Source organism: Dyadobacter sp. CY347 (assembly GCF_021502655.1).
GTDB lineage: Bacteria > Bacteroidota > Bacteroidia > Cytophagales > Spirosomataceae > Dyadobacter.
The window spans coordinates 19363-46287 of sequence record NZ_JAKFFT010000016.1 but is presented as its reverse complement, the minus strand read 5'-3'; the positions used below and the strand labels follow the sequence as shown (position 1 = coordinate 46287).

25 protein-coding genes are annotated in these 26925 nt (G+C 45.1%); 13 read left to right on the top strand and 12 right to left on the bottom strand.

Features of this window, described 5'->3' with window-relative positions; translation table 11 throughout:
- The first annotated feature begins 11 nt into the window (after positions 1 to 11).
- Positions 12 to 2330, top strand: coding sequence for a CehA/McbA family metallohydrolase (locus L0659_RS26115; RefSeq protein WP_235129561.1), 2319 nt, complete (start codon positions 12 to 14; stop codon positions 2328 to 2330).
- Here L0659_RS26115 and L0659_RS26110 read toward each other — a convergent pair.
- The 10 genes from L0659_RS26110 to atpD form a co-directional block, all read right to left on the bottom strand.
- The gene (locus L0659_RS26110; RefSeq protein WP_235129560.1) at positions 2317 to 2619 is read right to left on the bottom strand and encodes a DUF6787 family protein; all 303 of its coding nucleotides are present in this window, start codon (positions 2617 to 2619) and stop codon (positions 2317 to 2319) included. The two genes, L0659_RS26115 and L0659_RS26110, sit on opposite strands and share 14 nt — an antisense overlap.
- A 9-nt stretch (positions 2620 to 2628) precedes the next feature.
- Positions 2629 to 3360: an RluA family pseudouridine synthase gene (locus tag L0659_RS26105; RefSeq protein ID WP_235129559.1), complete on the bottom strand. Its 732-nt coding sequence runs from the start codon at positions 3358 to 3360 to the stop codon at positions 2629 to 2631.
- Positions 3361 to 3387: 27 nt separating this feature from the next.
- A complete protein-coding gene (gene panB / locus L0659_RS26100; protein ID WP_235129558.1) occupies positions 3388 to 4206 on the bottom strand; it encodes a 3-methyl-2-oxobutanoate hydroxymethyltransferase in 819 nt (272 codons plus the stop codon).
- Positions 4207 to 4252: 46 nt separating this feature from the next.
- Positions 4253 to 5590, bottom strand: a complete 1338-nt coding sequence (locus L0659_RS26095) for a murein hydrolase activator EnvC (RefSeq protein ID WP_235129557.1) — start codon at positions 5588 to 5590, stop codon at positions 4253 to 4255.
- Positions 5591 to 5688: 98 nt separating this feature from the next.
- Positions 5689 to 6537: a DUF4292 domain-containing protein gene (locus tag L0659_RS26090; RefSeq protein ID WP_235129556.1), complete on the bottom strand. Its 849-nt coding sequence runs from the start codon at positions 6535 to 6537 to the stop codon at positions 5689 to 5691.
- Entirely contained in the window at positions 6527 to 8278 is a 1752-nt protein-coding gene (locus L0659_RS26085) for a lipopolysaccharide assembly protein LapB (protein ID WP_235129555.1), read from the bottom strand. The genes L0659_RS26090 and L0659_RS26085 overlap by 11 nt, the downstream gene beginning before the upstream one ends.
- A gap of 200 nt (positions 8279 to 8478) precedes the next feature.
- On the bottom strand, positions 8479 to 10911 hold the full coding sequence (locus tag L0659_RS26080; RefSeq protein ID WP_235129554.1) for a TonB-dependent receptor plug domain-containing protein: 2433 nt from the start codon (positions 10909 to 10911) through the stop codon (positions 8479 to 8481).
- Positions 10912 to 10939: 28 nt separating this feature from the next.
- On the bottom strand, positions 10940 to 12274 hold the full coding sequence (locus L0659_RS26075) for an APC family permease (RefSeq protein WP_235129553.1): 1335 nt from the start codon (positions 12272 to 12274) through the stop codon (positions 10940 to 10942).
- A gap of 196 nt (positions 12275 to 12470) precedes the next feature.
- Positions 12471 to 12713: an ATP synthase F1 subunit epsilon gene (gene atpC / locus L0659_RS26070; protein WP_235129552.1), complete on the bottom strand. Its 243-nt coding sequence runs from the start codon at positions 12711 to 12713 to the stop codon at positions 12471 to 12473.
- A gap of 28 nt (positions 12714 to 12741) precedes the next feature.
- Positions 12742 to 14256: a F0F1 ATP synthase subunit beta gene (gene atpD / locus L0659_RS26065; RefSeq protein ID WP_235129551.1), complete on the bottom strand. Its 1515-nt coding sequence runs from the start codon at positions 14254 to 14256 to the stop codon at positions 12742 to 12744.
- Between the two features lie 177 nt (positions 14257 to 14433).
- Between atpD and L0659_RS26060 the strand changes: the two genes are divergently transcribed.
- The 8 genes from L0659_RS26060 to L0659_RS26025 all read left to right on the top strand — a co-directional run bounded on the left by L0659_RS26060 (position 14434) and on the right by L0659_RS26025 (position 21469).
- Positions 14434 to 14667, top strand: coding sequence for a DUF433 domain-containing protein (locus L0659_RS26060; protein ID WP_235129550.1), 234 nt, complete (start codon positions 14434 to 14436; stop codon positions 14665 to 14667).
- Positions 14667 to 14999, top strand: coding sequence for a DUF5615 family PIN-like protein (locus L0659_RS26055; protein WP_235129549.1), 333 nt, complete (start codon positions 14667 to 14669; stop codon positions 14997 to 14999). Before L0659_RS26060 ends, L0659_RS26055 begins: the two co-directional genes overlap by 1 nt.
- A 68-nt stretch (positions 15000 to 15067) precedes the next feature.
- On the top strand, positions 15068 to 17731 hold the full coding sequence (locus L0659_RS26050; RefSeq protein WP_235129548.1) for a hypothetical protein: 2664 nt from the start codon (positions 15068 to 15070) through the stop codon (positions 17729 to 17731).
- A gap of 38 nt (positions 17732 to 17769) precedes the next feature.
- Positions 17770 to 18222, top strand: coding sequence for a hypothetical protein (locus L0659_RS26045; RefSeq protein ID WP_235129547.1), 453 nt, complete (start codon positions 17770 to 17772; stop codon positions 18220 to 18222).
- A 37-nt stretch (positions 18223 to 18259) separates the two neighbouring features.
- The gene (locus L0659_RS26040; protein WP_235129546.1) at positions 18260 to 18970 is read left to right on the top strand and encodes an ABC transporter ATP-binding protein; all 711 of its coding nucleotides are present in this window, start codon (positions 18260 to 18262) and stop codon (positions 18968 to 18970) included.
- Between the two features lie 133 nt (positions 18971 to 19103).
- Positions 19104 to 19826: an RluA family pseudouridine synthase gene (locus L0659_RS26035; RefSeq protein WP_235129545.1), complete on the top strand. Its 723-nt coding sequence runs from the start codon at positions 19104 to 19106 to the stop codon at positions 19824 to 19826.
- A gap of 73 nt (positions 19827 to 19899) precedes the next feature.
- On the top strand, positions 19900 to 20631 hold the full coding sequence (locus L0659_RS26030) for a hypothetical protein (protein ID WP_235129544.1): 732 nt from the start codon (positions 19900 to 19902) through the stop codon (positions 20629 to 20631).
- Positions 20632 to 20689: 58 nt separating this feature from the next.
- Positions 20690 to 21469 (top strand): hypothetical protein, encoded by a 780-nt coding sequence (locus tag L0659_RS26025; RefSeq protein ID WP_235129543.1) that lies wholly within the window; start codon positions 20690 to 20692, stop codon positions 21467 to 21469.
- A 69-nt stretch (positions 21470 to 21538) separates the two neighbouring features.
- Here L0659_RS26025 and L0659_RS26020 read toward each other — a convergent pair whose 3' ends face one another.
- Positions 21539 to 22063 (bottom strand): porin family protein, encoded by a 525-nt coding sequence (locus tag L0659_RS26020; protein ID WP_235129542.1) that lies wholly within the window; start codon positions 22061 to 22063, stop codon positions 21539 to 21541.
- A gap of 143 nt (positions 22064 to 22206) precedes the next feature.
- Positions 22207 to 22800 carry a peptide-methionine (S)-S-oxide reductase MsrA gene (msrA, locus tag L0659_RS26015; protein ID WP_235129541.1) on the bottom strand — a complete coding sequence of 198 codons (594 nt, stop codon included), beginning with the start codon at positions 22798 to 22800 and terminating at the stop codon, positions 22207 to 22209.
- Between the two features lie 255 nt (positions 22801 to 23055).
- Here msrA and L0659_RS26010 point away from each other — a divergent pair, with 255 nt between their 5' ends.
- From L0659_RS26010 to trpD, 4 genes are all read left to right on the top strand, one after another.
- Complete coding sequence (locus L0659_RS26010) at positions 23056 to 23589, top strand: CopD family protein (RefSeq protein ID WP_235129540.1); 534 nt, start codon at positions 23056 to 23058, stop codon at positions 23587 to 23589.
- A 270-nt stretch (positions 23590 to 23859) separates the two neighbouring features.
- On the top strand, positions 23860 to 25275 hold the full coding sequence (locus L0659_RS26005) for an anthranilate synthase component I family protein (protein WP_235129539.1): 1416 nt from the start codon (positions 23860 to 23862) through the stop codon (positions 25273 to 25275).
- 33 nt (positions 25276 to 25308) lie between these two features.
- Positions 25309 to 25875, top strand: coding sequence for an aminodeoxychorismate/anthranilate synthase component II (locus L0659_RS26000; protein ID WP_235129538.1), 567 nt, complete (start codon positions 25309 to 25311; stop codon positions 25873 to 25875).
- Between the two features lie 57 nt (positions 25876 to 25932).
- Positions 25933 to 26922 carry an anthranilate phosphoribosyltransferase gene (gene trpD / locus L0659_RS25995; RefSeq protein ID WP_235129537.1) on the top strand — a complete coding sequence of 330 codons (990 nt, stop codon included), beginning with the start codon at positions 25933 to 25935 and terminating at the stop codon, positions 26920 to 26922.
- Positions 26923 to 26925 lie beyond the last annotated feature (3 nt).

Below are 26925 nucleotides of genomic sequence, written 5' to 3'. Positions count from 1 at the left end.
TTTCATGATATATGAAAACATCCGCGCTATTCCTCATCCAGCTTTTCTTCCCGATTGTGCTGCTGGCACAGCATCACGACCATACAGCGCATCCGCAAATAACAGATGTAGAGCCTCAGCCTTTGCTGGCACAGGCCCTTCGGTTGCAGGAAGCGCTCACATTCTCAGGAAACGCATTGGCGCCAGGTGATGCCAGCAAACTGAGTGCATTGCGCGACAAGCCGCTGAACCAAGAGACAGTTGCCGCAATTCAGAAAATCTTCGATCCTTATTGCCTTAACATAGTCGATATCAATCCCGAAGGGCGTGTAAAAGTGCTGAGAGGCGCTGCAAAAGCAACATTGATCCAAGGTGGCTGGACGAGTTTTTTGGTCAAAATAAAAAATGATGCCGGCATTACTGCCAAGTTATTGGCCGAAAGCCCAAATGCTGAGAAACCCTATCATTCTCCTTCATTTGAGCCAAAAGTTAAGAAAGAGGATGAACTGACGGCCGGACAAGTTGCCAACCGCTTTGCCGACATTCAAATGTATACCAAACCGCCTTTGCAGGAAAATCTGACGGGTTTGAAGCTGGAATACGCCATCGTGCAGATTTATTCCAAGGACGCAGGCCAGCGCGACATTGAAGTAGCTTACAATGTTGGCCAGGGATCTCAGGATCTTGGTTTTCGAAATTCGACGCACATTCTTTTCAATGCTAAGCCTGCTGTAAAAGTGAAGTTTAATGTAAAAGATGTGGATGGGAAACCGGTTATGGCATCTTTCCTCATTACGGACGGACAGGCGTACGCATCAGGAAAATTTTCGGGCATCTACCCGCTTCCTGCCCGCCGCGTTGCCGCATTTGACACTTACCCTGATTTTTTCTTTCAGCCCCAGATTTACCGCGCTGACGGCGAGCACGTGATGCTGCCTGCCGGCAAATATCAGGTGACTTACACACGAGGGCCGGAATACATCAAGCAAACAAAAGACATTATTGTCCCTGGAAATAAGGATTCCATAACCGTTTCTTTTGAGCTAAAACGCTGGATACAAATGACTAAGCTCGGCTGGCACAGCGCGGATCATCACATTCACGCAGCCGGTTGCAGTCATTATGAGAGTCCAACCGAAGGCGTCGACCCGAAAGATATGTGGCGGCAGGCATTGGGCGAAGACCTCAATATGGCTGCGAACCTGGCCTGGGGCCCAAGCTGGTATCATCAAAAGACATTTTTTACAGGAAAAGATCATCCTCTTTCGGACCAAAAGAACATTATGCGCAATGATGTAGAGGTTTCCGGTTTTCCTTCATCACATTCGGGGCACATTGTCCTGCTGCGCATTAAGGAAGATGATTACCCTGGCACCACGCTCATCGAACAATGGCCCAGCTGGACTGCGCCCGTGCTTTCCTGGGCTAAATCACAGGGCGGCGTTGTGGGTTATGCGCATTCAGGCTGGGGTTTGCAGCCTTTGGAGCCAACCGATAAGCTGCCGAACTACGTTGTTCCAAAAATGGATGGCATCGGTGCTAACGAGTACATTGTCACGGTTACCAACGATCTGGTGGATTTTTTCAGCGCGGGTGACACGCCGGCAACCTGGGAATTGAACATGTATTACCACACATTAAACTGCGGTTTCAGGCCCCGGCTAAGTGGCGAAACCGACTTTCCATGCATTACGGATGCGCGTGTGGGTCAGGCAAGGAGTTATTTCAAACCTGTTGGACCTTACAACTATGACAATTATGTGGCGGCAATCAAATCTGGTAGAAGTTACGTTTCTGATGGAAAATCGCACATTATGGACTTTTCGGTCAATGGAAAAGAGTCCGGCGTGGGTGACAGTGAAGTTGCTATCAAGAGTAATGAAACGATCAGCATCACAGCCAATGTTGCGGCTTATCTTCCTGAAAAACAGGATGCTGCGGGGGAAACAATTGCAAAGACGTCCATTATTCTAATGCCTTATTGGGATATTGAACGGGCCCGGATCGAAAAATCCAGGAAAGTCCGGGTTGAACTGGTTGTTAATGGAGAGGCTGTTGACACGACGGAAATCAATGCGGATGGTGCTGTAAACAATGTAAAATTCTCTTATAAGCCTGCGAAATCCGGCTGGGCGGCTATACGTGTTTTTCCCAGTTCACATTCCAATCCGGTTTTCATAAAAGTCGATAACAAGCCGGTTATTGAGAAAAAAAGTGCGGAATGGTGCCTGGCGACATTGAACCAATGCTGGAAAATGAAGGAGCCGAACATTCGTGCAGATGAAAAAAAGGCGGCAGAAGCGGCTTATGATGCAGCCAGGAAGAAATATCAGGCGATCATTTCCTTTTAAACATTGCCCCGATCCGGCTGAACATTCGTTTTTCAAACTCCCAAAAGAAATTAAATTTCCCCCAGATCCAGCCCCAAGCGAGCAAAATGGCTTGATATAATGGCAGAATAATGATGATATTAATCGCCCAGCGAAGCCACGCCGGTGAATCTTCCGTGAGGCCAATTAAATAGAACAGTCCACGCTTTACATACAAAACCGAAAAGCCCGTACATGCGAAAACGATCAGAATGACTAACACATCCCAACCGTTTTTAACATTCCAACGCGCTTTCAGTTTTTCGATCATCGGCCGATTTTATTCATAAAGGAAATCCAGATGCTCCGGCTTGATCTCCTCATCGTCCAATGTCAGGAACTCTTCCCAAAACGGATCATTAGGGACGCCTGCTTTGCAAATGATCGGCTCCTTTTTTACAGGATGTTCGAAATAAAGCCTGCGGGCATGCAGGTTAATGTTGTTATCCTTATTGCCAACCGGGTAACCATATTTCACATCGCCACGGATCGGGCAGTTCATGGATGCCAGCTGTACGCGGATCTGGTGCGGCCTGCCGGTAACCGGCGTCACTTCCAGCAAATGAAATTTATTGACCTCTCCCAACCAGCGGTAAGACAGCTCTGCGCGCTGCGTTCCCGGTTTTTCGTAGTCATAAGCCGTTGTTACATTGCGCGACTCGTCTTTGGAAAGATAATGTATCAACTTCCCTTTTTTCTCTGCCGGACGGTTTTTTACAACTGCCCAATAAGTTTTCTGAACATCGCGCTTGCGGAAGATTTCATTCATTCGCTCCAAAGCTTTCGAAGTTTTGGCGAATACAACGAGTCCGCTAACCGGACGGTCCAGCCTGTGAACTGTGCCTAAAAACACCGCCCCGGGCTTTTGATATTCTTCTTTGATATATTCTTTCACCATATCGAGCAGACATTTGTCCCGAGTCACGTCTCCCTGCACCAGAATGCCCGGTTCTTTGTTGACGATAATCAGGTGATTGTCTTCGTATATGATCTGAAATGGTCGTTTTGCCATATAATTAGTTCTTTACTTTTAAAAAGGTTAGTATGATTCCTGATGATTTGGGAATGACTTACCTTTTACATCTTTTATATAATTTGATATTGCATCCGTCATGACGCCATTCAGATCTGCATAGCGACGTAAAAATCTGGGTTTAAAGGCTTTATTAATCCCTAACAGATCATGCAAAACCAAAATCTGCCCGTCTGCATGCGGCCCTGCTCCGATCCCGATTGTTGGAATGGTAACAGTCTCTGAAACTTGTTTTGTTAATGAAGAAGGGATTTTTTCCAACACAACTGAAAAACAACCGACATCTTCCAACATTTTGGCATCCTCAATTAACTTCTGCGCTTCGGCCTCCTGCTTGGCCCGCACGGTGTAAGTGCCAAACTTATAAATAGACTGCGGAGTAAGCCCCAAATGCCCCATTACAGGTACACCTGCGCTTAATATGCGCGTGATCGAATCTTTAATTTCCAATCCTCCCTCCAACTTCACCGCATGTGCACCCGACTCCTTCATAATGCGGATTGCCGAGTTCAATGCCTCACGGGAGTTACCCTGGTAAGATCCGAATGGCAAATCTACCACAACCAATGCCCGTTTTACTGCCCTTACCACCGATGTGGCGTGATAGATCATCTGATCAATCGTGATCGGTAATGTTGTTTCATGGCCAGCCATCACGTTGGAGGCCGAATCGCCTACCAATATCAGCTCTACGCCAGCTGCATCTACAATGCCGGCCATGGAAAAATCGTAAGCGGTAAGACAGGATATTTTTTCCCCACGGGCTTTCATTTCCTGAATGATGTGGGTGGTAACGCGCTTTATATCAGGAGTATGGATTGACATAATCTGGGATCAAAATGAATAAATAATAAATTCCGAAACTCCTGGCTTATCTGTGGATCAGCCAGTTTTCAGGATTGAGACGCGAAGTATTTTTCCAGATCTGGAATTGCAATTCGGATGTGCCATCGCTATCGGTGGCTACGCGGCCGATGTTTTCACGGGCTTTCACTTTTTGTCCGGCCCGCACCGTAACGCCGTTCATTTTTGCATAAATGGTCATATAGTTACCATGCTGAATGGCCACCACATTGCCCATTCCAGGCATTTCCGTTACATCCAGCACCACGCCGTCGTAAACCGACCGAACCGGCTCACCCGCGGTTGTCTGAATGTCAACACCCAGATTATCAACCATTACACCCTTCAAAACAGCATGCGGACGCTGGCCAAAGTGACCCGAAACAAACCCTTTCACCGGCCAGGGCAACCTGTTTTGTGACGCCGTGAATGATGACGCCAGTGTTGTTTCTTCCTCGCTCATCCCGCCGGAAGTGATTGGTGCTTCTTCTTCGGGTTTTGCTTCAACAGCCGCTTCGCCTTTCTTCTCTCTTTCAGCATTTTCACGTGCCAATCTTTCCCGCTCGGCCTTCCTTCTTGCTTCTCTTTCTTCCCGTTCACGGCGCTCGCGCTCGATACGCTCACGTCGTTCACGTTCTGCAATCCGGCGGATATTGGCTTCCAAAAGATCCGTAGCGCGCTTATTTTCAGCTATTTGCTTCCTTAATTCTACTTCTTTTTGAGAAAGCTCCTGGATTACTTCGTTTTGTTTTGTTTTCAGGCCTTCCAGCTTGGTATTTTCGGTTACCCGTGTATCCAAAACCGTCTTCTGCTGATTTTGTTTGGCTGTAATGCGTCGGCGCTCATCCATGAGCTTACCTTGCAAAACCTCCATTTCCTTCACCTGGCCTTGCCTCGCTTCGGTATATTGTTTCAGATACTTGTAGCGAAGCACAAACTGGTTGAATGTGCCCGAGGAAAACAGAAAAACCAATTGATTGAAATACACATTCCGTTTTGAAGCCTCGTAGATCATATGACCATATTCGGTCTTCAATTTGGCCAGGCTGCTGTCCAAAGCCTGCCGCTTTTTCTCCAGCACCCCTAATTCTTTATTTAGCAGGTCAAGATCATCCGATAGCAGGTCTATCTGCTTTTTGTAAGTATTAATTTGCTGGTTAAGCGCTTTCAACTGACCGAGATTGACATTCTTCTGAGAAGATGTCTGGCGCAAAATGCCCTGGATTTCTCTGATCTTGCTCTGGTTTTCGCTCTTCTCACGTTCGAGCTGTTCGCGCGTTTTCTGCGCGTAGGCACCTATGGACGCACAAAAGATGAACGTTAGCAGTAATAGTAAACGACGAAAATACAATTTTTGAAAGGGCATACAGTTAATTCTTGCGGCCAAAACTCCTGGAAAAGGCAGGCAAAGTTAAGCAGACTTGGGGTTTTTGACCCTATTATCGCCGCATGACCTGCTGATTTTTACCTTTTTCGCTTATAAGACGCCGGCACGCTAAAAGGAAATCCTGGATTTTCACTGACCAGATCCACCTTACTATGCTTAATGTGCATGGTGGTCTGACGGACTTGCTGGTCTTTTTGTGACTTTACATTCAGGTCAATGTGGCTTGTGAAAGGGAATAGGAAGCTTTTTACTTCTTTAAACTCTGAATAGTCGAGCGTAAATGTATTTTGCGTGGGCACTTCCGTTGCTTTCAAGCGCGAAAGTTTCAGATTGCTTTCACCAATGTAATTATCCACTTCCAGCCGTTGGACGATCTGTTTAAGCACATAAAATTCATTTTCCTTTACAAAACGCGCGTCCGGTTGCTCGGGAAAGGGTAGGTTACCAATGATCACAGACTGCAAGAGCGCGAAATTGAGGTCAAAATTATACTGCTTACTAAGCTGCTCGTAATTGAAGACGAAGTAATCCTTATGAATTTTGTCCATAAAAATGATGGAATCGCGGGTAATCAGTCCGCGCGCCACTTCAAACCCTACACCTGTCACAGAAAGCCAGATAATGCTGTCTTTCTTCATCCGGATGTTAATGTTGGTATTATTAAAATCAGATGTTTTGCTCTTGAAATCAACTTTTGATTTCGCAACCAAATAATCAAATGAAACGGAATTGACTTTAACGGAGCCAGGCTGGTTTGCGGACGAAGAGTCTGTCGCTACTGCTAATGAATCCACTAAATCAGGAGCCGAAATAACCAGGGAATCAGTTGGTACAGGCTTATTATTCTTAGAGAGACGCTGTTTATGGCATGCAGACAGACAAATGATACTGACTGCCATTGCCCAAACCGTAATTTTATTGATCATGTAATGCACCTGTTGCTATTTTTTTGTCAAGAAGTTCGGTCGTCTCTCCCATGCTTTTGGCTTTTTTCCATTGCGCAACAGCATTGTCGCGCTCGCCAAGCTTGAAAAGTACGTCTCCATAATGCTCAACAATCGTGCCACTCACGCCACTTGTGTCAACCATCGCCCGTTCCAGAAACTCCTTTGCTTTTTTATAATCCTTGCGGACATACAGCACCCAGGCGTGCGTATCCAGGTAAGTTGCATTATTCTTATGCTCCTGCACCAGCTTTTCCGACATTTTCAATGCCAGATCGAGCTTTTCACGACGCAGCGATAAATAATAGCTGTAATTATTTAAAACATAGTCATTGTTAGGATTGTCTTTTAATGAGAGCTCGTAAGCTGCATCTGACTTCTCATGTTCACCCAGGCCATTGTAAGCATCACCCATTTGGGCATGGATAACCGGGATCATTTCGGGTTTATCGCCGATCAGTTTCAGACTCTCTTCAAATGCCGAAAGTGCTTCTTTGAAATTTTTCTTTGCCAGTTGCGCTGTGCCATTCGAATACCAAAAAATACCCTGATTTGGGAATAATTCAAGTGCTTTTTCCGAGTGCACCAGCATGCTATCTACTTGATTCAGATCCCCATCCAGCTGTAAAATCGCTCCCCAAACCTGGAACACGGAGCCATCGATGCGGGCGGCTTTGGCATACAGATCGCGTGCTTCTGCCTTTTTATTCTGGCGCATCAGCAGATCTGCATAAATTACATTGGTGCGTGATTCATTGGGATGTGTTTCCGAAAGTTGTTTGGCCAATGTAATGGCTTCGCCGATTTCGGCGTCTGTTTTAAGCATTGTCAGATAACCCGTTAAAACCCGGATTTTCGGGTCTGCATCGAGATTGGGATTGGCAAAAACGAGTTTTAGCTCTTCATTGCATTTCTGAACATCGCCATTTCTACGGTAAATATCTGCCAGCAGGACGTGCGCCTGCGCTTCATCAGGATTGACTTTCAATGCTTCTTCCAGCGGCGCTACTGCTTCCACGATCCGCTCGTTTGCGATCAGCATTTCGGCCAGTTCGACCAGATAACTCACTTCGCCGGGCTCGGCAGCAATCAATTTTTTTGCTTCTCCAAGAGCTTTTTCAAGATTGTTTTGTCTCAGATAAAGCTGCTCTTTCTGGTGGGTGATCTCTTCCGTTACTCCCAGCGATTTTTCCAGCAAATTGTAAGTATCAATGGCCTTATCAAACTGATCATTAAAGACATACACAGCCGCAAGCTCCACACCATACTGAATGTTACCCGGGTTTTTTTCGAGTAATTTTTCGTAGATCACCGCCGCTTCCGAATATTTCCGGCGCTTGGCATAAAGTTCTGCAAGTTGCTGGGAATAATAAGTGTTCTCTTTATCGAGGTCGTAGGCCTTTTTGGCAGAAACAATGGCATCGTCAAATTTTTCCTGTTTCACCAGCGCGGTAGCCAGCAAATAATGGCTTGCAGGATCATTTTTACTGCTTTCAACGAGTTTCTGGAAAATGGGAAGTGCGCGATCCGGCTCATCCTTCATCATAAACTTCATTCCTTCCGCAGCAAGAGATTCCTGCTCCAATCGGGCGCTCGTAACTTCTGGTTTCTCCGGCTCTTTCTCACGGGCCTTTCCGCGCCGCTGCGCCTGCGCATCCTGTGCAACAAACACACTCGCAATGAGGCAGATAAGCAGGGTCCATTTTATATATGCAGTCCTCATATGATTATCTAAACAAAGTCAGATCCGAAGAGGTGACAAGCCATTTAAACGTAAAAATCAAAGTTACCAATTTTTGTCTGTATGATTTGCCGGCTCGACGGGCCAAGTAAGATTAGTAACGTTCAAAACAATGTAATCTTATCTGAAAATCAGCAGATTTGGAAAGTTTGCAAAACTTTGTAAAGCTTACAAACTGCCTGCTATTCAACTGAATAAGATGCTTTTCCAGATCCCGGTGTACCAGATAAGCTCAACGCATCCGCACGGATATCAATATTTGACACCGCATCTGTATTAAAATACTCAAATTTTACTTTTCCATCTTTATTCGTCCTCAGCATTGGGGCCCATAATAGGGTAGACCGATAGTCCGGTGCAGTATTTTGCGGCTGGTTAACCTCATATTTTGGTGCGTAAAATTCCTTTGCAACATTAAAACCGGCTATTTTGGAAACCAGCACACCGGGAACAATGTCTTGCGAATAATCGTAATTCTCATTGCCTCTTTTTGTTAAAATAGAGATCACACCATTGCCGCCGCGGCTTCCGAAAATAGCTGCCCCGGGGCCTTTCAAAACGTCGATAGATTCTACGTCAAATGTGTTCAGGCTTGATATCATATCCTTGTCAACCGGCATCCCATCCAGCACAAACAAAGGCTCCCCGCGATTTCCCCGAATGTATACCGAAGCATTTATTCCCGTGCCAACTACCTGAACACCAGCCACCCGGCCAGCAAGAATATCCAAAATGCTTCTGCCTGCCGATGCCATTTGGTTGGTCACTTTAATAGATGCGTCTGCGGAGCCATATATTTTTCTGGAATCCCTCGGCACTTCTTTTTTGCCCTTAATAGTCACTTCTTGCAATAACCGTTCCCGGCTTTCCCTGATTTTTCGTGCGATTTCCTGGTCTTGCTCAGCTCTTTTGAGGAATTCCAAAAGCTGCTTTGCATCCACGGTGACGGGATAAAACGGCACTTTTACCAATGTTGCCTTAGGCGCAGCAAACGGGTCGAGGCGGAAGGAGAGGTTTGCGTTTCCCTTCTTGTTCATTCCCTGTAAACGGATCTTCAATGAGTCTGCAAAAACAAGGTTATAGACTCCAAAACGACCATTTGGATCCGTTTCAGCTGTCATAAATGTGTTCAGACTATCATTACTCAGATACATTGACAACATTACTTTCTCGCTCAGCTTTTTGTTGTTCCGCTTTACTTCGCCTTCAAGTGTAATGCCCTGTTCAACAAAACGTTGTGGTGCGGAAAGTGAATCTGTTAAAACATCTTCCCATAAAAACCGGCTCCAACCCTGGGTCATCATCAGGTAATCCAGATGGATCCTTCTTTCCGTCTTGTTGGGATCAAAATAGTAAGAAGGTTGTTCAACCAAACCTTTGAGATCGGATGAGAGCAGGAGGTAAGAGGCAATGGTTTCGTCATAAGGCTGCTGCAAAATCTGCCCGGCATCCGTTACTGCAACGGAAAGGTTCGTTTCGACAGGCTTACCTGCTGAATCTGTGACCGAAATCTCAATTTCAGTCTTTTCGCGCGGCTTATACGCCGTTTTGGCAGGAGAAATATTGACTTTCAGATTTCTGTTGTGATTAATGAAAACAAGCCTTTCGCTTACCGGCTTACTTTGTTCGTCAAACAGCGTCAAATGTGTGATGCCATCCGGCAGACCGGTCGTAGGAAGGTTCACCATCAGGCCCTTAGGCGTAACTTTTCCTTTTGCGATAAAGGCAACAATGCCTCGCGAATGTCCGACAATGTGGATCAGCGATTCCGATTTTCCCGGCAACACACCGTACACGATGATGCGCATTTTCAGAGGGTTAGAGAGATTGTCAACAATCATCGTATAGCCGCTTTCCATCACCTTTGGAAACTCAAAACGTGAAACCTGGCCATCTTTTTCTTTCACAAATGCATTGTAAACTTCTCCCGACTTAGGGTCGAATTGAAACCGGCCCATTCCCAGATGACTGCTTGAATAAAATGCGACTGTATCATTGCTTTTATTTAAAATAAAACCGCTTACGTCCTGGCCCAGACCATTTCCGCCTACTGCTTTAAAACCAACCCGGGTGTTGACTCCTGCAACCAGCTGGCCACCTTCGGGGAAAAACTTCAAATCCAAACCGCTTGCCGGAGCAGGTCCCGAAACGGTTTCAGGATCAAAGAGATATATGTCCTTTTGAAAAAAATAATCTTCTGAAAAATTACGCATCCAATTCGTATAAGCACGGATCGTGTATCCTCCCGGACCAATAGAATCGGCAAGGACGATCTCACCATTCCCAATCCCACCTGCAAGCTGCACCCGCCGCAGCGCCACATTCTTCCCCGTGCGCTGCTCGATCAGATCAACATATAGGAGGTTACTTGCGCTATCTGCAAGGTGTAGGGAGCCTTCAACCAGGTAACTTTTAAACCATAGCGTGTCGCCCGTTACGTAATAAGGTTTGTCCAGATGGAGATATGCCTTTTCCTGCGGGAAAACAGTTCTGTAAGCCAATAATTTCGCTGCAATCCGCTGTGTGAAATCTTCGTCAACCCATTGAAACCCTGTTAAGAGCAATAAGAAAGCAGGAATCAGGCATTTTTTTAATGTGTTCTTCGTCCATGACATAACTTTCAAACTTAAAATAGCGTTACAATTAGCGGTTCAGGCGGCGGACCAGCAGGTAAACCGGATAGCTGATAACAAGAAATAATAATGCGTACTGCGTGCTGGCCAAATCCTGAATGACCGCTCCGACCAGGAATGCAAGGGATAAAATCAACATGATAATGGGCAGGATAGGGTAGGCGGGCACTTTCCATGGCCTGGGCAGGTCCGGCTCCTTTTTACGCAATGCGAGTAATGAGGCAAATCCTGAGGTGTAACCCAGCACAAAAAAGAATGTTGCAATGTCGGAAAGCTTCTCGGTTGCGTCTTTGCCTATGAGGATCAATGTGATGGCGACAGCGGACGTTATGAGCATGGCAACGGCTGGCGTCCCGCCTTTGTTAACCGCAGTTCCCCCGCGGAAAAACAGCCCATCGCGGCTCATGGAATACAATACACGCGGATTAAACAGCAATTGCGCATTCACAATCCCCAAAATGGAGATCATCAAAAACAGGGTTACAATCTTACCCGAACCTTCACCAAAGATCAACCGGATGGAATCTGCTGCCGCAAGCTTGGACTGCGACAATTCATTCATCGGTAAAACGTGCAGAATCGCCAGGTTACAAAGCAGATAAATAATAATGATCAGCAAAACGCCGCCGATCATAGAACGAGGAAGGTTTTTGGTAGGATCGCGGTCTTCTTCCGAAAAGTATGCTGCTGTATGCCAGCCGTCATATGTGTAAAAAATCGCTTGTAATGAGAAGATTACGGGCGCGATCCAACTGCCGGTTTCAACGATTTTACTTGTTGTCAACCGGGCTTGCTCGGTGGTAACCTCATCGCCATAAATGAAGCAGACAGCCACAAAAATGAACAAGCCCAGGCCTTTGAGCACGCTCATAATGTTTTGGAAACTGCTGGCCAGTGCGAGCCCGATCCAGTGTATGCCTGTGAGGATCAGCAGCATACCTGCTGCTACGTAAGGTTCATAGCCTACAAATGCAGGAATGAGCAATGCTAAATATTCGCTCATGGTATAAACGCCGAATCCCAATGCGGAACACGTTCCTAACCAGCTGTTTATCCCTACAACAAATCCCGCATAATTACCGAACGCCCGCTGTGCATAAATGTACCAGGCGCCGGCTTTCGGCATGGAAGTGCCGAGCTCGATCGTGCATAATGTGCCTAGGAAAGCATATAAACTCACCGCTGCCCACAGGCCCATAATGAGCCAGTAATCTCCCAATTGCTCTGCAATGGGGCCTGGTTTTCTGAGAATGCCGGTTCCGATGGTGCCGCCAACTGTGACCGCAACGCCAAAGCCGACGCCAAGGATTTTGAAAAGTTCATTTTTGGCTGCCGGCTGCTGCATAGGAGGATAGAAATTGTTCTTCTCGAAAATAGGAAAACTTTTTCTTTTTGTAACTCGCTATACTGTTAATCATCTCAACGTACAGAATACTGCGGCTGCACTATTTACATGCTATTTATGTAAACTTCATAGGCTTTAAACACAAAAAAGCAGATGCCGCTTGCGCAACATCTGCTTTTGAATTTCAAATATATTCTTACAAAACAGCCTCAGCGAGTACCAGTACTTGATTATTAAGCACTTCTACAACGCCGCCGTCAATCATGTAGGATTGCTTTACGCCACCGGCTTCCACAACCACATCACCTTTGCCCAGCGTGCTAACCAATGGTGCGTGACGGTTTAAAACCTGAAACTGTCCTTCAGTACCCGGTAATGTAACGGCATTTGCCTCTCCGGCAAACACTTTTTTATCTGGGGTGATGATTTCTAAATGCATGAATTCAATGTTTATGAAGCATTACAACTTATCTGGTTGCTTCTGCAAGCATTTTTTCTCCTTTTGCCTGCGCATCTTCGATTGTTCCAACCAAGTTGAAAGCCATTTCAGGAAGATGGTCATAACCGCCGTCCATGATCAGGTTGAAACCTTTGATTGTGTCATTAATGTCAACCAATGTTCCTTTCAAACCTGTAAACTGCTCTGCAACAAAGAACGGCTGAGACAAGAAACGCTCAACACGACGTGCGCGTGAAACGACTAGCTTATCTTCGTCAGAAAGTTCTTCCATACCAAGGATCGCGATGATATCCTGCAATTCTTTGTAACGCTGAAGAATGTTCTTAACACGCTGTGCGCAATCGTAATGGGCTGCACCTAATGTTTCTGCGTTCAAAATCCTTGAAGCTGAATCGAGTGGATCCACTGCTGGGTAAATTCCTTTTTCAGAAACTTTACGGCTTAATACAGTCGTTGCGTCCAAGTGAGCAAATGTTGTCGCAGGAGCAGGGTCAGTCAAGTCATCCGCAGGCACGTAAACCGCTTGTACAGATGTAATTGAACCGCGTTTCGTAGATGTAATGCGTTCCTGCATCTGTCCCATTTCCGTTGCCAATGTTGGCTGGTAACCTACCGCAGAAGGCATACGTCCCAAAAGGGCAGAAACCTCAGAACCTGCTTGTGTAAAGCGGAAAATGTTGTCAATAAAGAAAAGAATGTCACGACCCTGACCTTCGCCATCTCCGTCACGGAAATACTCAGCCATTGTCAATCCTGAAAGTGCCACACGAGCACGTGCCCCAGGAGGTTCGTTCATTTGTCCAAAAACGAAAGTTGCTTGTGAGTCTTTCAATGTGTTATAATCCACTTTTGAAATGTCCCAGCCGCCTTCTTCCATGCTGTGTTTGAATTCGTCGCCGTATTTAATGATACCCGCTTCGATCATTTCACGCATCAAGTCATTTCCCTCACGGGTACGCTCTCCAACACCTGCAAATACGGAAAGACCCGCGTAAGCTTTTGCGATGTTGTTGATCAATTCCTGGATCAAAACGGTTTTACCAACACCGGCACCACCAAAAAGACCAATTTTACCTCCTTTTACATAAGGCGCAAGCAAGTCAATTACTTTAATCCCTGTGAAAAGGATCTCCGTAGACGTTGCCAGATCTTCAAACTTAGGAGCTGAACGGTGGATTGAGATACCATTCGAATTGTCAAGTGGTGTAAGTCCGTCGATCGCTTCACCGATCACGTTGAACAAACGACCTTTGATGCCTTCACCGATCGGCATTCTGATAGGAGATCCCAGGGGAGTCACGGTCATGCCGCGTTGCATCCCTTCGGTACTGTCCATCGCGATGGTACGGATACGGTCTTCGCCCAAGTGCTGTTGACACTCAAGAACTACTCGCTGACCGTTTGATTTGATGACTTCTAACGCATCAAGAATCGACGGAATACGACCGCTGTCCTCGAATGATACGTCTACAACCGGACCAATTACCTGCGTAATTTTTCCTATGTTTGTCGCGTTTGCCATTATATAATTTTGATTATCTCCAATGAGGTTTTTTTCAGACCGCAAAAGTATGAGATAATTTGGTCAGTACCAAGAGCGGAATTATTGATTTATTGGATATTTTTTAGATGGCCGGTTTGTTTTGTTGATAGTATTGACGAAAACGGTTAAATTTGACATAGAACATTTCTGTTACAAATGAATAAGCAACTTCTGGAAAGAATCACCTTCAATCCAAATCAATGTGGCGGCAAACCGTGTATTCGCAACATGCGCATCAGGGTTACTGATGTAATTGAGTTGCTGGCCAGTGGGCTAACTGCCGAGCAGATTGTAACAGAAGAGTTGCCGGAACTTGAACCGGAAGATATTACGGCCTGCCTTCTTTATGCTGCTGTTAGATTGAACCATCCCGTTTTGCAAGCTGCTTAATGATCATTCTGGATGCCCATATTCCGCCAAGCCTCGCATCCTGGATTAGCTCTAACTATGACATTGAATGTTATTCTGCCAAATTCCTAAACTTATGTGGGGCGGAAGACAAGGAAATTTTCATGTTGGCCAGAGCGCGAAACGCAATCGTGATTACGAAAGACGATGATTTTGTTTCACTCTTGAACAGAAACGGAAGCCCCCCAAGGGTCATCTGGCTTACTTGCGGCAACACTTCAAAAGACAGACTCAGAGAAATATTATCTGACAAACTTCTCCAAGCTCTGGCATTACTGAAACAAACAGATCTGGTAGAAATCACAGGATACTAATGTTTTTCACAAACTCGTATAGAAAAACAATGTATTCTTACGTTCCCCAATTGCTTTAAATAAAATATATGAAGGAGTTTTTTTTCTGGAAGGTTTGGTCGCCGTCGGAGCGTAGGATGACGGTTGCGGCTTTTCTGGTCTTGGCGTTGGCTTTGATTTTCTTTGCTGCGAAAAGCATTGATCCGCTGGGGAATGTGATTCGTTGGAATGTGATCAGCGAGTTGTCCGAGACGACTGCGGTGGTGGATTTGCTGCGACTTGGAGAATGGCAATATGGCATTTCAACGCCTTCACATTTGGTTACAGAGAGCTTTATGGCTTCGGTTATGGAGACGGATTTCCTTTCGGTTACGGTGTTTTTGACCTTATCTCTCATTGGGCTAACGATCATTCTGGCAGCATTAACTACCATGTCTCGGTTTTGGTATCTGGCCGGGACTATTGCATTAATTGTTTTTCTGGCATTTTCGCGGCTAGAAATGTTGGGTGTATTTGGAGATGCTAACCGTGCACTTTTTCTGCTAACGGTGATCCTGTATGCAGGCACAACCTACTATTTCCATGCATTCAGGCCCGATATAGGCATCGCAAAGCGAATTCTTGCAATTGGGGGCCTTACGGCGCTGCTGGCTGTTTTGATTGCTTTTGCTGCCGAAACACCTTTTCCTGCGTTGACAGCAGCATCATACTCATTTCCATTTTGGCTCCTTATTACGATTCTCTTCCTAATCGTTTCCTCAACAGAAATTATTGCTGCCCTGGTCTGGCTCAGCACCAGCGGATCGGTTTCGAAAGGGAAATCCGGATTGGTTAATTTCCTTGTTATCAGTATTTTGTATATATTATTGTTGCTCTTGTTGTATCTCAGAAACACAAAGCAGATTGACTGGGATGTTACATTAATAAGCCCTGCTTTTCTCGCTTTGGCAGCCGCCATTCTGGGCATTTGGGGTTTTCGTCGCCGTGCGGATTCTACGGATGGCATCATTCCGTTCCGAAGCGCTGGCTTTTGGCTATATATCGGGATGTTTATCATTGCTGTTTCCTTCACGAGTTATATGTTGGCCACTGCCAATGATCCGGTTTTGGAGACATTGGAAGATGTTGTGGTGCAAGGCCAGCTTTCGATGAGCGTGCTATTTATATTTTATGTTCTGATCAACTTTTACCCGCTTTTCCAGCAGAAACTGGCTGTTTATAAAGTCCTTTACAAGCCACTCCGCTTTGGCCTTACGCAAACGCGCTTGTTTGGTTTTACGATCTTAATTGTCCTTTTTTCTATCCAAAGACTTTTGCCGGTCAATCAGGCTATTGCTGGTTATTTCAATGGTTTGGGCGATTTACATGCGAATACGGAGGAGTTTTCACTGTCCGAGCAATATTACAGACTGGCTGTTCAGCAGGAATTTCAAAACCATAAATCCAACTATGCATTGGCTTCGCTTGCATTACGCCAGGGCGATCGGAATGCGGCGGCTTTTTATTTCAGGCAATCTTTGCTTAAAAATCCATCTCCGCAGGCTTACTCCGGATTGAGCGGCATTCTGGTGCAGGAAAATTTGTTTTTTGATGCCGTTTATAGTTTGCAGGAAGGCGTCCGGACATTTCCAAAAAGCGGTGAATTGCTGAATAACCTGGGCATGCTGTATTTCAAAACCAATGTAGCGGATTCAGCTTATTATTATCTCGCAAGGGCGGAGGAAGCGACGAAACGGGCGGAGATCCCGGCAGCCAATTTACTCGCTATTTTGGCAAAAAACACAGATGCCGGGTTGCTTGACTCGCTCGCATCGGCCAGCGAAAAGCGGGATTATCTGTCCTGGCAGGCAAATTGGCTTGCCGTGCAGAATCTGAGACAAAATTTTTCCAAAGAAACATTTGACAAGAATGCAGTGCCAAAAGATTCGCTGTTGAGTGCTGCGGCATTTGCATATTTATTAAATTATAGTGTCAATCAGGCCGAAAATGACAGTCTGCCAGCAAAACTTTTACCAGCATTAGCAACCAAAAATCCAGTTCTCTCCCAAGATTTAAGCCTGGCTGCGCTTTATTCTGAATTTTATAGTGGCGATAAGCTCAAAGCATTGGAAACACTCTCAGGTTGGGCGGATGAGGGTGGAGAAAAAAGCGATCTGTACCATAAAATACTAGGACATTGGCTTTTGCAGCTTGGGCTTTATGATCAGGCCATTGAAGCGCTTTCGGGTGTTGAAGGAGCGGAGGGAACTACTGGAATGGCTGTTGCAAATGCATTGTCTGACAAGCAGGCGATAGCGGTTATTCTTTTGGACAAATTGCAGGAAAAAGAGCCAAACCCAGCGATTGATAAATTAAAACAAACATTGTTTTCCGGGATCAAGCCAAAGTCTGCGACCGATTCACTGTTGCTAGCCGCGCAAAAAACGCCTTCGGACACGAACTTTGACAATGCGGTAAGAAAAAACCCTTTCGATGAAAAGACCGTCTCCGCAGCTTCAATTCATTACAGACAGAAAAAAAAAACAGCCAAAGCCTACAAGTTGGTATTGAACGCATTGCGATACAATGAATACGCGCCACAACTTTGGGAACAATATGCGTATTTAAGTTTGGAACAGGGTTTGATCGGCCAGGGGAATGAGGGTGAGGAAAAGGTGAGACAGTATGCATTGCCTGCCGATTATCAGCAATTTATGACTCGCTATCAGCCCATGCGGGCTCTTATCGAAAAACAACGGGCGGAATTTCAGTGATTTAATATTTTAGAGAAATCTAATTACACTTCATCAACATGTCTTTATCCTGGAAATCTAATTTGAGCGGAACCGAATGCCGGATATTTCGGGGCAAGCTGATCGTCGGGATTTTGAAAACAAATTTTTGGAAAAGTACCGGATATGGTGAGCTGAATGGTCACCTGCTCCGCTTCAAAAATGAAGGCCTTTTAAATACAATCACCAAAATTCTGGATATAGACGGCGCAAAGGTGCTTGGCGAGATCAAATACAATATTTGGAACGGATCCGCCACAATTACCTACGAAGACGAACTGTATGAATGGAAATATGAGTCCTGGACCAGAAAGAAATGGTTTGTGAAAACCGGTGAAGAAGCTACGGAATTTACATTAACCAGCTTCTGGAAAGATGAAGGCACGCTTGATAATGAGTCGGTTTCCCCGGCAGTGATTCTTGCCGCTTTGTATGTGAGCAGCCATTTGCGCACCATTATGTCCGCCGCATAAATTCAAATATTTATCCCAATTCTGAACAAGCCATTACATGAGAATCATAGAAACCACTGAAATTTCGAAGCGTTATGTGATGGGAAGCGAGATTATCCAGGCTTTGAAATCGGTTACCATTTCTGTCAATAAAGGCGAGTATGTGGCTTTTATGGGGCCGTCTGGTTCCGGGAAATCCACTTTGATGAACATTATCGGTTGCCTCGACACGCCCACAACCGGCCGTTACATTCTGAATAATAAGGATGTAAGTGATATGACAGAGAGTGAATTAGCTGAAATCAGGAATAAGGAAATTGGTTTCGTATTTCAGACATTTAATCTTTTACCAAGAATGTCTTCGCTTGACAATGTTGCCCTACCGCTCATTTATGCAGGATTAAGCAAATCCGATCGGACAGAAAAAGCAATGTTGTCACTTAAAAACGTAGGCCTTGAAAACCGCGCCGGGCACAAGCCGAACGAGCTTTCAGGTGGACAGCGCCAGCGTGTGGCCATTGCGCGGGCGCTCGTTAATGATCCCAGCATCCTGCTTGCCGATGAGCCTACGGGAAACCTGGATTCCAAAACTTCCTACGAAATCATGGATCTTTTTGACCAGTTATACAGCAAGGGGAACACGATCGTCATGGTAACCCACGAAGAAGACATCGCACATTATGCCCACAGAATCGTCCGCCTACGCGACGGCCTCGTCGAATCCGACACCATTAACCCCAACCCAACGAAGGTTGGCGTTTTGGTTTAGAAATGAATTTCGACTGATATTAAATTCATTATTAATTACCTTTGTTTAAGAAAACGCTCATACGAAGCATAAGCCAATCCGGAAGAATTACCGTTCGTGGTCGTTTTTCCGGATTATTTTTATTTGAAGATTTATGAAGATCAATTTTAAGGACCTGATATTATTTGAAGACGAGGATTTTTTACTCGTTAATAAGCCGCCGCATCTGGCGACATTGGACGAAAGGACGGCGGATAGGGGAGGAAGTGTGCTGAGACTGGCAAAAGAATATAATTCCGAATTACAGGCGGCGCACAGGCTCGATAAAGAAACGTCCGGCGTACTCGCTTTTGCCAAAAACCCAGCCGCTTACCGGCATCTTGCGATGCAGTTTGAGCATCGGGAAGTGACGAAACGTTATCACGCTGTCGCAAACGGCATTCACAACCTGGACAGCATTTCCGTATTCCTGCCCATTTTACCCTTGAAAAATGGCACAGCCGTCAAGATCGACCGCGCCGAAGGCAAAGTGGCGGAAACGATTTTTAATACATTAAAAGTCTACCGCGGATACACATTGGTAGAATGCATCCCTATTACCGGCCGCATGCACCAGATCCGCATTCACCTTTCATGCCTGAAAGCGCCGATCGTATGTGATCCGCAATACGGTGGCGAACCGATTTTCCTTTCAAGCTTGAAAAGAAAATTTAACTTAAAAAAGGAAACGGAGGAACAGCCTCTTATCCAGCGCGTTGCACTTCATGCTTTTGCATTATCTTTTGCATTGATGAATGGAGATCCGATCCGGGTGGAAGCGCCGTATCCCAAAGATTTTGAGGTACTTGTGAAACAGCTCAATAAATTTGGCGTATAGTTAGCATGGTTTTTTAAGGGTTGTCTCGAAAGATTATGTAGCTTACGATTCGTTTCAACCTAACATTATAATCATGCATCTACACACATTTATCAAATCAAGCCTGATCCTTGGCGTCGTTCTTTGTTTCGCTGTTTCAAACGCATCCTGGGCTCAGAGTTCAAAAAATGACGTGATCGTCAAGCGCGATAGTTCGAGGATTCAAGCGCTGATTACGCAAATGAGCTATGAAAAGATCAATTACCGGGATCTGGGAACAGCGGACAGCGCAAAAAGTTACATTTACCTCGATAATGTTGCGCGGGTAATTCTTAAAACCGGTAAGATCATCAACGTCAGAGATTCAGTTCTGGTAGGCCACATTCCGCCGGATAGTGTCGGCCAATACGCTGACATGGCTAATTTGCCCACAAATAAGTTTGATAGGAGCGTCGTCATGGCGAATTCGGATCAGCTTAGGGACAAATATCGCTATCATCACGACAGGTCGATGGACGGAAAAACCGGCGCTATTGTCTTCACATCGTTTGCCGCTGCTTCCCTGGTTTCAGGCGTTATTATAGCAGGTTCAGGAAACAGTCCCGACAACAAAACCATTGGAAATTCTCTGGCGATTGCAGGTCCGGTTGTTGGTGTGGGGCTAGGACTCATCGGCTTCCGCAATTACAAATTCCATCGCAACAGGGCAGAGAAAGTTAAAACAGAATTGCTACGCAGAAATCAGTCGCTGAGCATCTTAACAATTCGTCCCAATTTTGATCCGTTCAGTAAGTCGGGCCTATTATCCGTGAGGATATCGTTATAATACCATTTATTTAGTAACATTAAAGGTTACTAAATTTCGTATTATAACTTCCTTCCCGATGAAAATCACAATGTTTCGAAAGAAGATCAGATCGGTCTTCTTTCTCTTTTTACTATTGGCCGCCCATTTTGCTTCTGCTCAAACGCAGCGCAAGGCCGACATTATCACACTTCGCGACGCTACAAAACTCGAAGTCCTTATCCAGGAAGTTGAGGATAATGTTGTGAAATACAAGAAATTAACTGATCCAGAAGGACCGCTGTTTTCAATCAGGAAAACTGAAATTGCAGCCATTAATTACGGTAATGGCGAGGTCGAAACTTTCGAAGCAGTGCTGGAAGTGCCCGGCTATTATGCTCCCGCAACTCCAAAAACTTCGGCTCCAATGGTATCCCCGTCCACAGCAGTATCACCGAAAGCAAGGTTTCAAGAAGAATTGCGTGCTGCTTCGCCGGACCGGCTTCGGGCTATATATAAATATTATAAGGCCAAGTCGAAAGGTGGAATGATCATGGGTATTGCAGGAACTTCGGCAGGTGTGATTTTAGCAGCGATAGGAACCGGGATGGTGGTAAGCGCAACAGATGCAAACGGAAATTACAAAAGCTATGCAGATGAAAAAAGAGCGATGAGAGGCGCCTGGATGATGATTGGCGGCTTTGCCGGCGGTGTTACATTCGGCACAGTCGGTTTTGTAAAAGGAGGGAAAAATGGCTCCAAAGCGACCAGGGTCAGAAGAGAGCTGACGAGAAGAAACGAACCCATTACGCTTAGCATCAACCCAGGATTTGATCTTGGAAACAGATCGGGTCATTTAGCATTACGTATGCAATTTTGATTTGATGCAATGATACAAAAAAAGGCTTCGGAGTGATTCCGAAGCCTTTGTGATATATTTTATTCTGGATTAGAACTTAAATGTAATCCCAGCTTTCAAAGGAGATGCATTGTAACCAACTTCTGCAAAAACACCCATTGTTGGTTTGAAATAGTAACGAGCTCCTGCAAATGCTCCGAAGAAAACACCGCTTCCGTAAGCATCATAACCTACGCCGTCATAAGAAGAAGTAGCAATACGGTAACCTAATGCAGGACCTGCATAAAGATCAAGATTATCAATGGTTAGAAAGTGTTTTCCAAAATGGTATGAACCTCTCGCACCAATGCTAATGAAATTATAGTTCCAGCCGTAACCATAAATTCCGCCGCCGTAACCCCAGTGAACAAAGTCAAATTGACCTCCTACACTAATAAAGTCGTGTACACCGCCTTCGAAGGAAGCACCAGCACCGATCCCGCCGCCGCCGTAAGTTCCGCCAAGGTTAATACCCACATTCAATAATTTATCTCCTTTTTCAAATTGGGCGAAAGCCTTTTCTGAAGTTACGCCCAAAACGGCCGCAAGCAAAAACGAAAATAGAATCTTTTTCATCGTAATAGATTAGTTATTGTTAAAAAATAATGGCACAAATTAAAGCCTTTATTTCAATGCTTCAAAACTTGTGCCATTGTAGTTATTATTCGGGGCGTTCCCTAAAACATAGGGGGTGAAGCGTAAACTTCACCCCTTATTTACTAAATGTTTTTCCTCAATTTTTCCTTAAAAACCTTCTTAAACTTGTCCAGCTTCGGTGCGATCACAAACGCGCAATAGCCCTGATCAGGGTTGTTTGCAAAGTAGTTTTGGTGGTAATCCTCAGCCAAATAAAACTTTGGAGCCTTCGTAATCTCAGTCACGATCGGCTTTGTGTACGCGCCCGATTTGTCGAGTTCGGCCTTGGCTTGTTCTGCCAGCTTCCGCTGATCTTCGTTGTGATAGAAAATGACCGACCGATACTGCGTGCCCACATCATTTCCTTGTTTATTGAGCGATGTTGGGTCATGACTGCGGAAAAATGCCTCCAAAAGTTGCGCATAGGTGATGACTTTCGGGTCATAAACAACCTCTACACACTCGGCATGGCCTGTTGTTCCGGTGCAAACCTCCTCATAACTCGGGTTAGCCATCCTTCCGCCTGCGTAGCCGGAAACAACTTTCTTAACACCGTCCAATGACTCTAAAACTGCCTCTGTACACCAAAAACATCCGGTTCCGAAAGTAGCGATTTCGGTGTTGGCCATATCAACATTACTTTCGTCCAATGCTGCCGAAGACGCTTCATTACTCATCTGCTTTTTTTGTTTTTTATCTGACTGCGCGCATGATATCACCACCATGCAACACAAAAACAGGAACGTGAAAATTGGGATCGTAGTCCTCATGTTGTTGAATTGTATATTGCTATTTGGTAAACGAATCGCATTCCAAGAAAGTTTATCCGGCGGATTCGCTCTTTATTTACGAAATTTGAAATCAAAAAGATCGGCAATTTGCCCGGGCGGCTGAACGCTGCCAGCCAGGCGCGCCCTGATTATCATATCACCATGACTTATCTTCATTTTAAGGCACTCCATATCATTTTAGTGGTCGCGTGGTTCGCCGGATTGTTTTACATGCCCCGGCTATTTGTGTATCACACGGAAGCAAAGGACAAATCCGAGGCTGAGCGCCAGATCCTTTTTACACAATTTACCAAAATGGAAAAGCTGCTCTGGAACGCGATTATGACACCCGCTTGCTGGCTTACCATTATTTTCGGCTCGATAATGCTCTACATTACACCGTCCTGGCTTGATCAGGATTGGATGCAGTTAAAACTCCTGTTTGTAGTCGGGTTGCTGGCTTATCATTTTTTCACGGGCAAGATATTATCGGAACTGCGCCGCGGAATATTCCGGTTTTCTTCTTTTCAATTAAGGCTTTTTAATGAGGTTGCTACGATATTCCTGTTCGCCATTGTCTTCCTGGTCGTTTTAAAAAACACTGTAGATTGGCTTTGGGGCGTGTTAGGACTGGTTATTTTTGCAGTGTTAATGATGACGGCAGTCAGGGTCGTAAAGCGGATCAGGGAGAAGTAACTGGCTGGTACAATGCAATAATTTTTTTTCAAATAAATAAAATCACATTTATTTTATTTTATATTTGTCACCGACAATGTCGCAAGGCATTAATAAACTGAGATATGAAAATTGTAAATACTATTTGGTGGTGGCGTGCACGTCTTAACAAGATGGACGAGTAGCTATTGCTTTGGTATAACTAGAAATATACTTTACATACGGCTCGCTGTTCATCTGACAGCGAGCCGTTTTTTTGTGCCATTATTATAAATTTTTAAGATTTAAAAAATGTCAAATCCTACTTTTCAGATATCAACCCGCCATAAAAAACTATTGGCCGACACATTGACGCCGGTTTCTATTTATTTAAAATTAAGAGACCGTTTTGTCAACACCATTTTGCTGGAAAGCTCTGATTATCACGGCAATGAGAATTCATTCACATACATTTGCTGCGATCCGGTTGCTTTTTTCAAACTGAATCAAAATGTGGTTACGCAGCAATTTCCGGACGGGCAGCAGCTTAATCTGACCCTGGAAAACCCAAGAGATGCGGTGCAGACATTATATGCTTTTGCACAAAGTTTCAAATCCGAAAAAAGCGGTTTTCCTTTTATCTCCAATGGCCTTTTCGGTCACATGACTTACGATGCAGTAAGTTATTTTGAAGACATTATCATTCAACCTGCGAGCCCTGAGACAGAAATTGATCAGATTTTTTATCAGGTTTACCGATATGTGATTGCGATTAACCACTTCAAAAATGAGCTTTATATTTTTGAGCATCAATATGGAGATTCGGAGCAGGAGAGTGGCATTGAGCAGATTGAGATTTTGATCAAAAACCGCAATTTCCCTAAATACGATTTTCAAATTGCTTCTGACGAAACGTCCAATGTCACAGACGATGAAATGCGGGCGGTGATCCAGAAAGGAATTGATCATTGCCTCCGCGGAGATGTGTTCCAAATCGTTCCTTCGCGCCGGTTCAGCCGCCATTTCCAGGGTGACGAGTTCAATGTTTACCGTGCATTGCGTTCCATTAATCCTTCGCCCTATTTATTTTATTTCGATTACGGCAGTTATAAGATCTTCGGCTCTTCGCCTGAGAAACAGATCTTTATCAAAAACGGACAAGCTGAAATTCACCCCATAGCAGGCACATTCCGCAGAACAGGCGATGACCAGGCAGACGCGGAGGCGGCGCAGGCTTTGTTGAATGATCCCAAGGAAACTGCGGAGCACGTTATGCTTGTTGATTTGGCTCGTAATGATTTGAGCAGAAGCTGCGACGCGGTGAAAGTGACGAATTATAAGGAAGTCCAGTATTACTCGCACGTAATCCATTTGGTTTCCAAAGTTGTAGGAAAGATGAATGAAGGCGTGAATCCACTACAACTGGTGGCGGACACTTTCCCGGCGGGAACACTTTCAGGTGCGCCTAAGCACAATGCGATGAAGCTCATTGATCAGATGGAAACGAGCAACCGAAGCATTTATGGCGGCGCGATCGGCTTTATGGATTTCAATGGTGATTTCAATCACGCCATTGCCATCAGGACGTTTCTGAGCAAGAATAACACATTGTTTTTCAGGGCTGGAATGGGCGTTGTGGCCAAGTCTAACGTGGAAAGTGAGTTACAGGAAATAAATAGCAAACTGGCGGCTTTACGGAAGGCCATTGAATTTGCAGAAGAAATTTAAACAGTAGGATACAACCCGCAAAAACTGGAAATAATGAAAATCTTAGTGCTCGATAATTACGATTCATTTACATACAATCTGGTTTACATTCTCCGCGAGCTGAATGATCAGGTGGACATTGTCCGCAATGATAAAATTGCGCTGGAAGAGGTTGGGAAATATGATAAAATCCTGCTTTCCCCGGGACCAGGAATTCCTTCGGAAGCAGGCATCATGCATGAATTGATCCGCGAATATGGCCCAAGCAAAAGTATTTTAGGCATTTGTCTGGGCCATCAGGGGATAGGAGAGGTTTATGGTGCTACGCTTGAAAATATGACTGACGTGCTTCACGGGATCAGCGATACAGCCATTGTCACAGATCCTTCCGAACGCATTTTCCAAGGATTACCCAAGGAGATCAAAGTCGGCCGTTATCACTCCTGGACTGTCATTCCGGAAACATTTACGGATGACCTGACGATCACCGCATTGGACGAACAAGGCCGTGTAATGGGACTTTCACACAAAAAATATGACGTTAAGGGCCTGCAATTTCACCCGGAATCTGTGCTGACCGAGCATGGGAAAGAAATGTTGGAAAACTGGTTGAAAATTTAGAGAACAAATTCAATTTTTCAACAGTAAAAACATTCTTTCATTACGCTTAGCATGAACATGAAGCAGATTCTTAGCCATCTTTTTGAATACAAAGTTTTAAGTAAAGAGTTAGCCAAAGACGTCCTGATTGGCATTAGCACCGGAAAATATTCGAATTCTGAAATCGCGTCATTCCTGACCATTTATGCCATGCGCAGCATAACGGTTGAAGAATTGGAAGGCTTCCGGGACGCAATGTTAGAACTATGCTTAGCTGTTGATCTTTCAGCTTATGATCCCATTGATGTTTGCGGAACTGGAGGCGACGGAAAGGATACATTCAACATTTCAACATTGTCTTGCTTTGTGGTTGCGGGCGCGGGGCAGCATGTGGCCAAGCATGGTAACCATGGCGTTTCCTCGATGTGCGGTTCGTCCACGGTTTTGGAATTTCTTGGGGCGAAGTTTACCAATGAGAAAGATTATCTGGAACGCAAGATCAATGAGGCAAATGTATGCTTTCTGCATGCGCCGCTTTTCCATCCTTCGATGAAGAATGTAGCGCCGATTCGCCGGGAACTGGGCGTGAAAACTTTTTTCAATATGCTGGGTCCGATGGTGAATCCGGTTTCGCCCAGAAAACAGCTTGTAGGCGTTTTCAGTCTTGAATTGGCACGTCTTTTTGCTTATCTTTACCAACAGACTGACAAGCAATTTCTGGTTCTTCACGCATTAGACGGTTACGACGAAGTGTCATTAACAGGTGCTTTTAAAATCATTACCGCTCAAACAGAGCAAGTTCTGACTCCCGCGCATTTAGGGTTACAAACTTTGCGCGCGCAAGACCTGTCGGGAGGAGAAACAGTCGAAGAATCTGCCAAAATTTTCATGGATGTATTGAACGATACAGCAACATTCTCGCAAAAGCAGGCGGTGCTGGCGAATGCTGCATTGGCATTGCATTGCGCAAATCCGGCATTATCGCTTTTGGATGCGGTGGAAACAGCGCGTGAGTCACTGGAAAGCAAAAAGGCTTTGGCCAGCTTTAAAAAATTGATAGCAGATTAATCA

What these genes read in the sequence shown, in the direction of transcription:
- L0659_RS26010 (WP_235129540.1), top strand. Translation starts at nt 23,056, where the DNA reads ATGACTTATCTTCATTTTAAGGCACTCCATATCATTTTAGTGGTCGCG.
- L0659_RS26055 (WP_235129549.1), top strand. Translation starts at nt 14,667, where the DNA reads ATGATCATTCTGGATGCCCATATTCCGCCAAGCCTCGCATCCTGGATT.
- L0659_RS26080 (WP_235129554.1), bottom strand. Translation starts at nt 10,911, where the DNA reads ATGTCATGGACGAAGAACACATTAAAAAAATGCCTGATTCCTGCTTTC.
- L0659_RS26045 (WP_235129547.1), top strand. Translation starts at nt 17,770, where the DNA reads ATGTCTTTATCCTGGAAATCTAATTTGAGCGGAACCGAATGCCGGATA.
- L0659_RS26050 (WP_235129548.1), top strand. Translation starts at nt 15,068, where the DNA reads ATGAAGGAGTTTTTTTTCTGGAAGGTTTGGTCGCCGTCGGAGCGTAGG.
- L0659_RS26030 (WP_235129544.1), top strand. Translation starts at nt 19,900, where the DNA reads ATGCATCTACACACATTTATCAAATCAAGCCTGATCCTTGGCGTCGTT.
- L0659_RS26075 (WP_235129553.1), bottom strand. Translation starts at nt 12,274, where the DNA reads ATGCAGCAGCCGGCAGCCAAAAATGAACTTTTCAAAATCCTTGGCGTC.
- L0659_RS26090 (WP_235129556.1), bottom strand. Translation starts at nt 6,537, where the DNA reads ATGATCAATAAAATTACGGTTTGGGCAATGGCAGTCAGTATCATTTGT.
- L0659_RS26105 (WP_235129559.1), bottom strand. Translation starts at nt 3,360, where the DNA reads ATGGCAAAACGACCATTTCAGATCATATACGAAGACAATCACCTGATT.
- atpC (WP_235129552.1), bottom strand. Translation starts at nt 12,713, where the DNA reads ATGCATTTAGAAATCATCACCCCAGATAAAAAAGTGTTTGCCGGAGAG.
- L0659_RS26085 (WP_235129555.1), bottom strand. Translation starts at nt 8,278, where the DNA reads ATGAGGACTGCATATATAAAATGGACCCTGCTTATCTGCCTCATTGCG.
- msrA (WP_235129541.1), bottom strand. Translation starts at nt 22,800, where the DNA reads ATGAGTAATGAAGCGTCTTCGGCAGCATTGGACGAAAGTAATGTTGAT.
- trpD (WP_235129537.1), top strand. Translation starts at nt 25,933, where the DNA reads ATGAAGCAGATTCTTAGCCATCTTTTTGAATACAAAGTTTTAAGTAAA.
- L0659_RS26060 (WP_235129550.1), top strand. Translation starts at nt 14,434, where the DNA reads ATGAATAAGCAACTTCTGGAAAGAATCACCTTCAATCCAAATCAATGT.
- L0659_RS26000 (WP_235129538.1), top strand. Translation starts at nt 25,309, where the DNA reads ATGAAAATCTTAGTGCTCGATAATTACGATTCATTTACATACAATCTG.
- panB (WP_235129558.1), bottom strand. Translation starts at nt 4,206, where the DNA reads ATGTCAATCCATACTCCTGATATAAAGCGCGTTACCACCCACATCATT.
- L0659_RS26020 (WP_235129542.1), bottom strand. Translation starts at nt 22,063, where the DNA reads ATGAAAAAGATTCTATTTTCGTTTTTGCTTGCGGCCGTTTTGGGCGTA.
- L0659_RS26005 (WP_235129539.1), top strand. Translation starts at nt 23,860, where the DNA reads ATGTCAAATCCTACTTTTCAGATATCAACCCGCCATAAAAAACTATTG.
- atpD (WP_235129551.1), bottom strand. Translation starts at nt 14,256, where the DNA reads ATGGCAAACGCGACAAACATAGGAAAAATTACGCAGGTAATTGGTCCG.
- L0659_RS26110 (WP_235129560.1), bottom strand. Translation starts at nt 2,619, where the DNA reads ATGATCGAAAAACTGAAAGCGCGTTGGAATGTTAAAAACGGTTGGGAT.
- L0659_RS26115 (WP_235129561.1), top strand. Translation starts at nt 12, where the DNA reads ATGAAAACATCCGCGCTATTCCTCATCCAGCTTTTCTTCCCGATTGTG.
- L0659_RS26095 (WP_235129557.1), bottom strand. Translation starts at nt 5,590, where the DNA reads ATGCCCTTTCAAAAATTGTATTTTCGTCGTTTACTATTACTGCTAACG.
- L0659_RS26040 (WP_235129546.1), top strand. Translation starts at nt 18,260, where the DNA reads ATGAGAATCATAGAAACCACTGAAATTTCGAAGCGTTATGTGATGGGA.
- L0659_RS26035 (WP_235129545.1), top strand. Translation starts at nt 19,104, where the DNA reads ATGAAGATCAATTTTAAGGACCTGATATTATTTGAAGACGAGGATTTT.
- L0659_RS26025 (WP_235129543.1), top strand. Translation starts at nt 20,690, where the DNA reads ATGAAAATCACAATGTTTCGAAAGAAGATCAGATCGGTCTTCTTTCTC.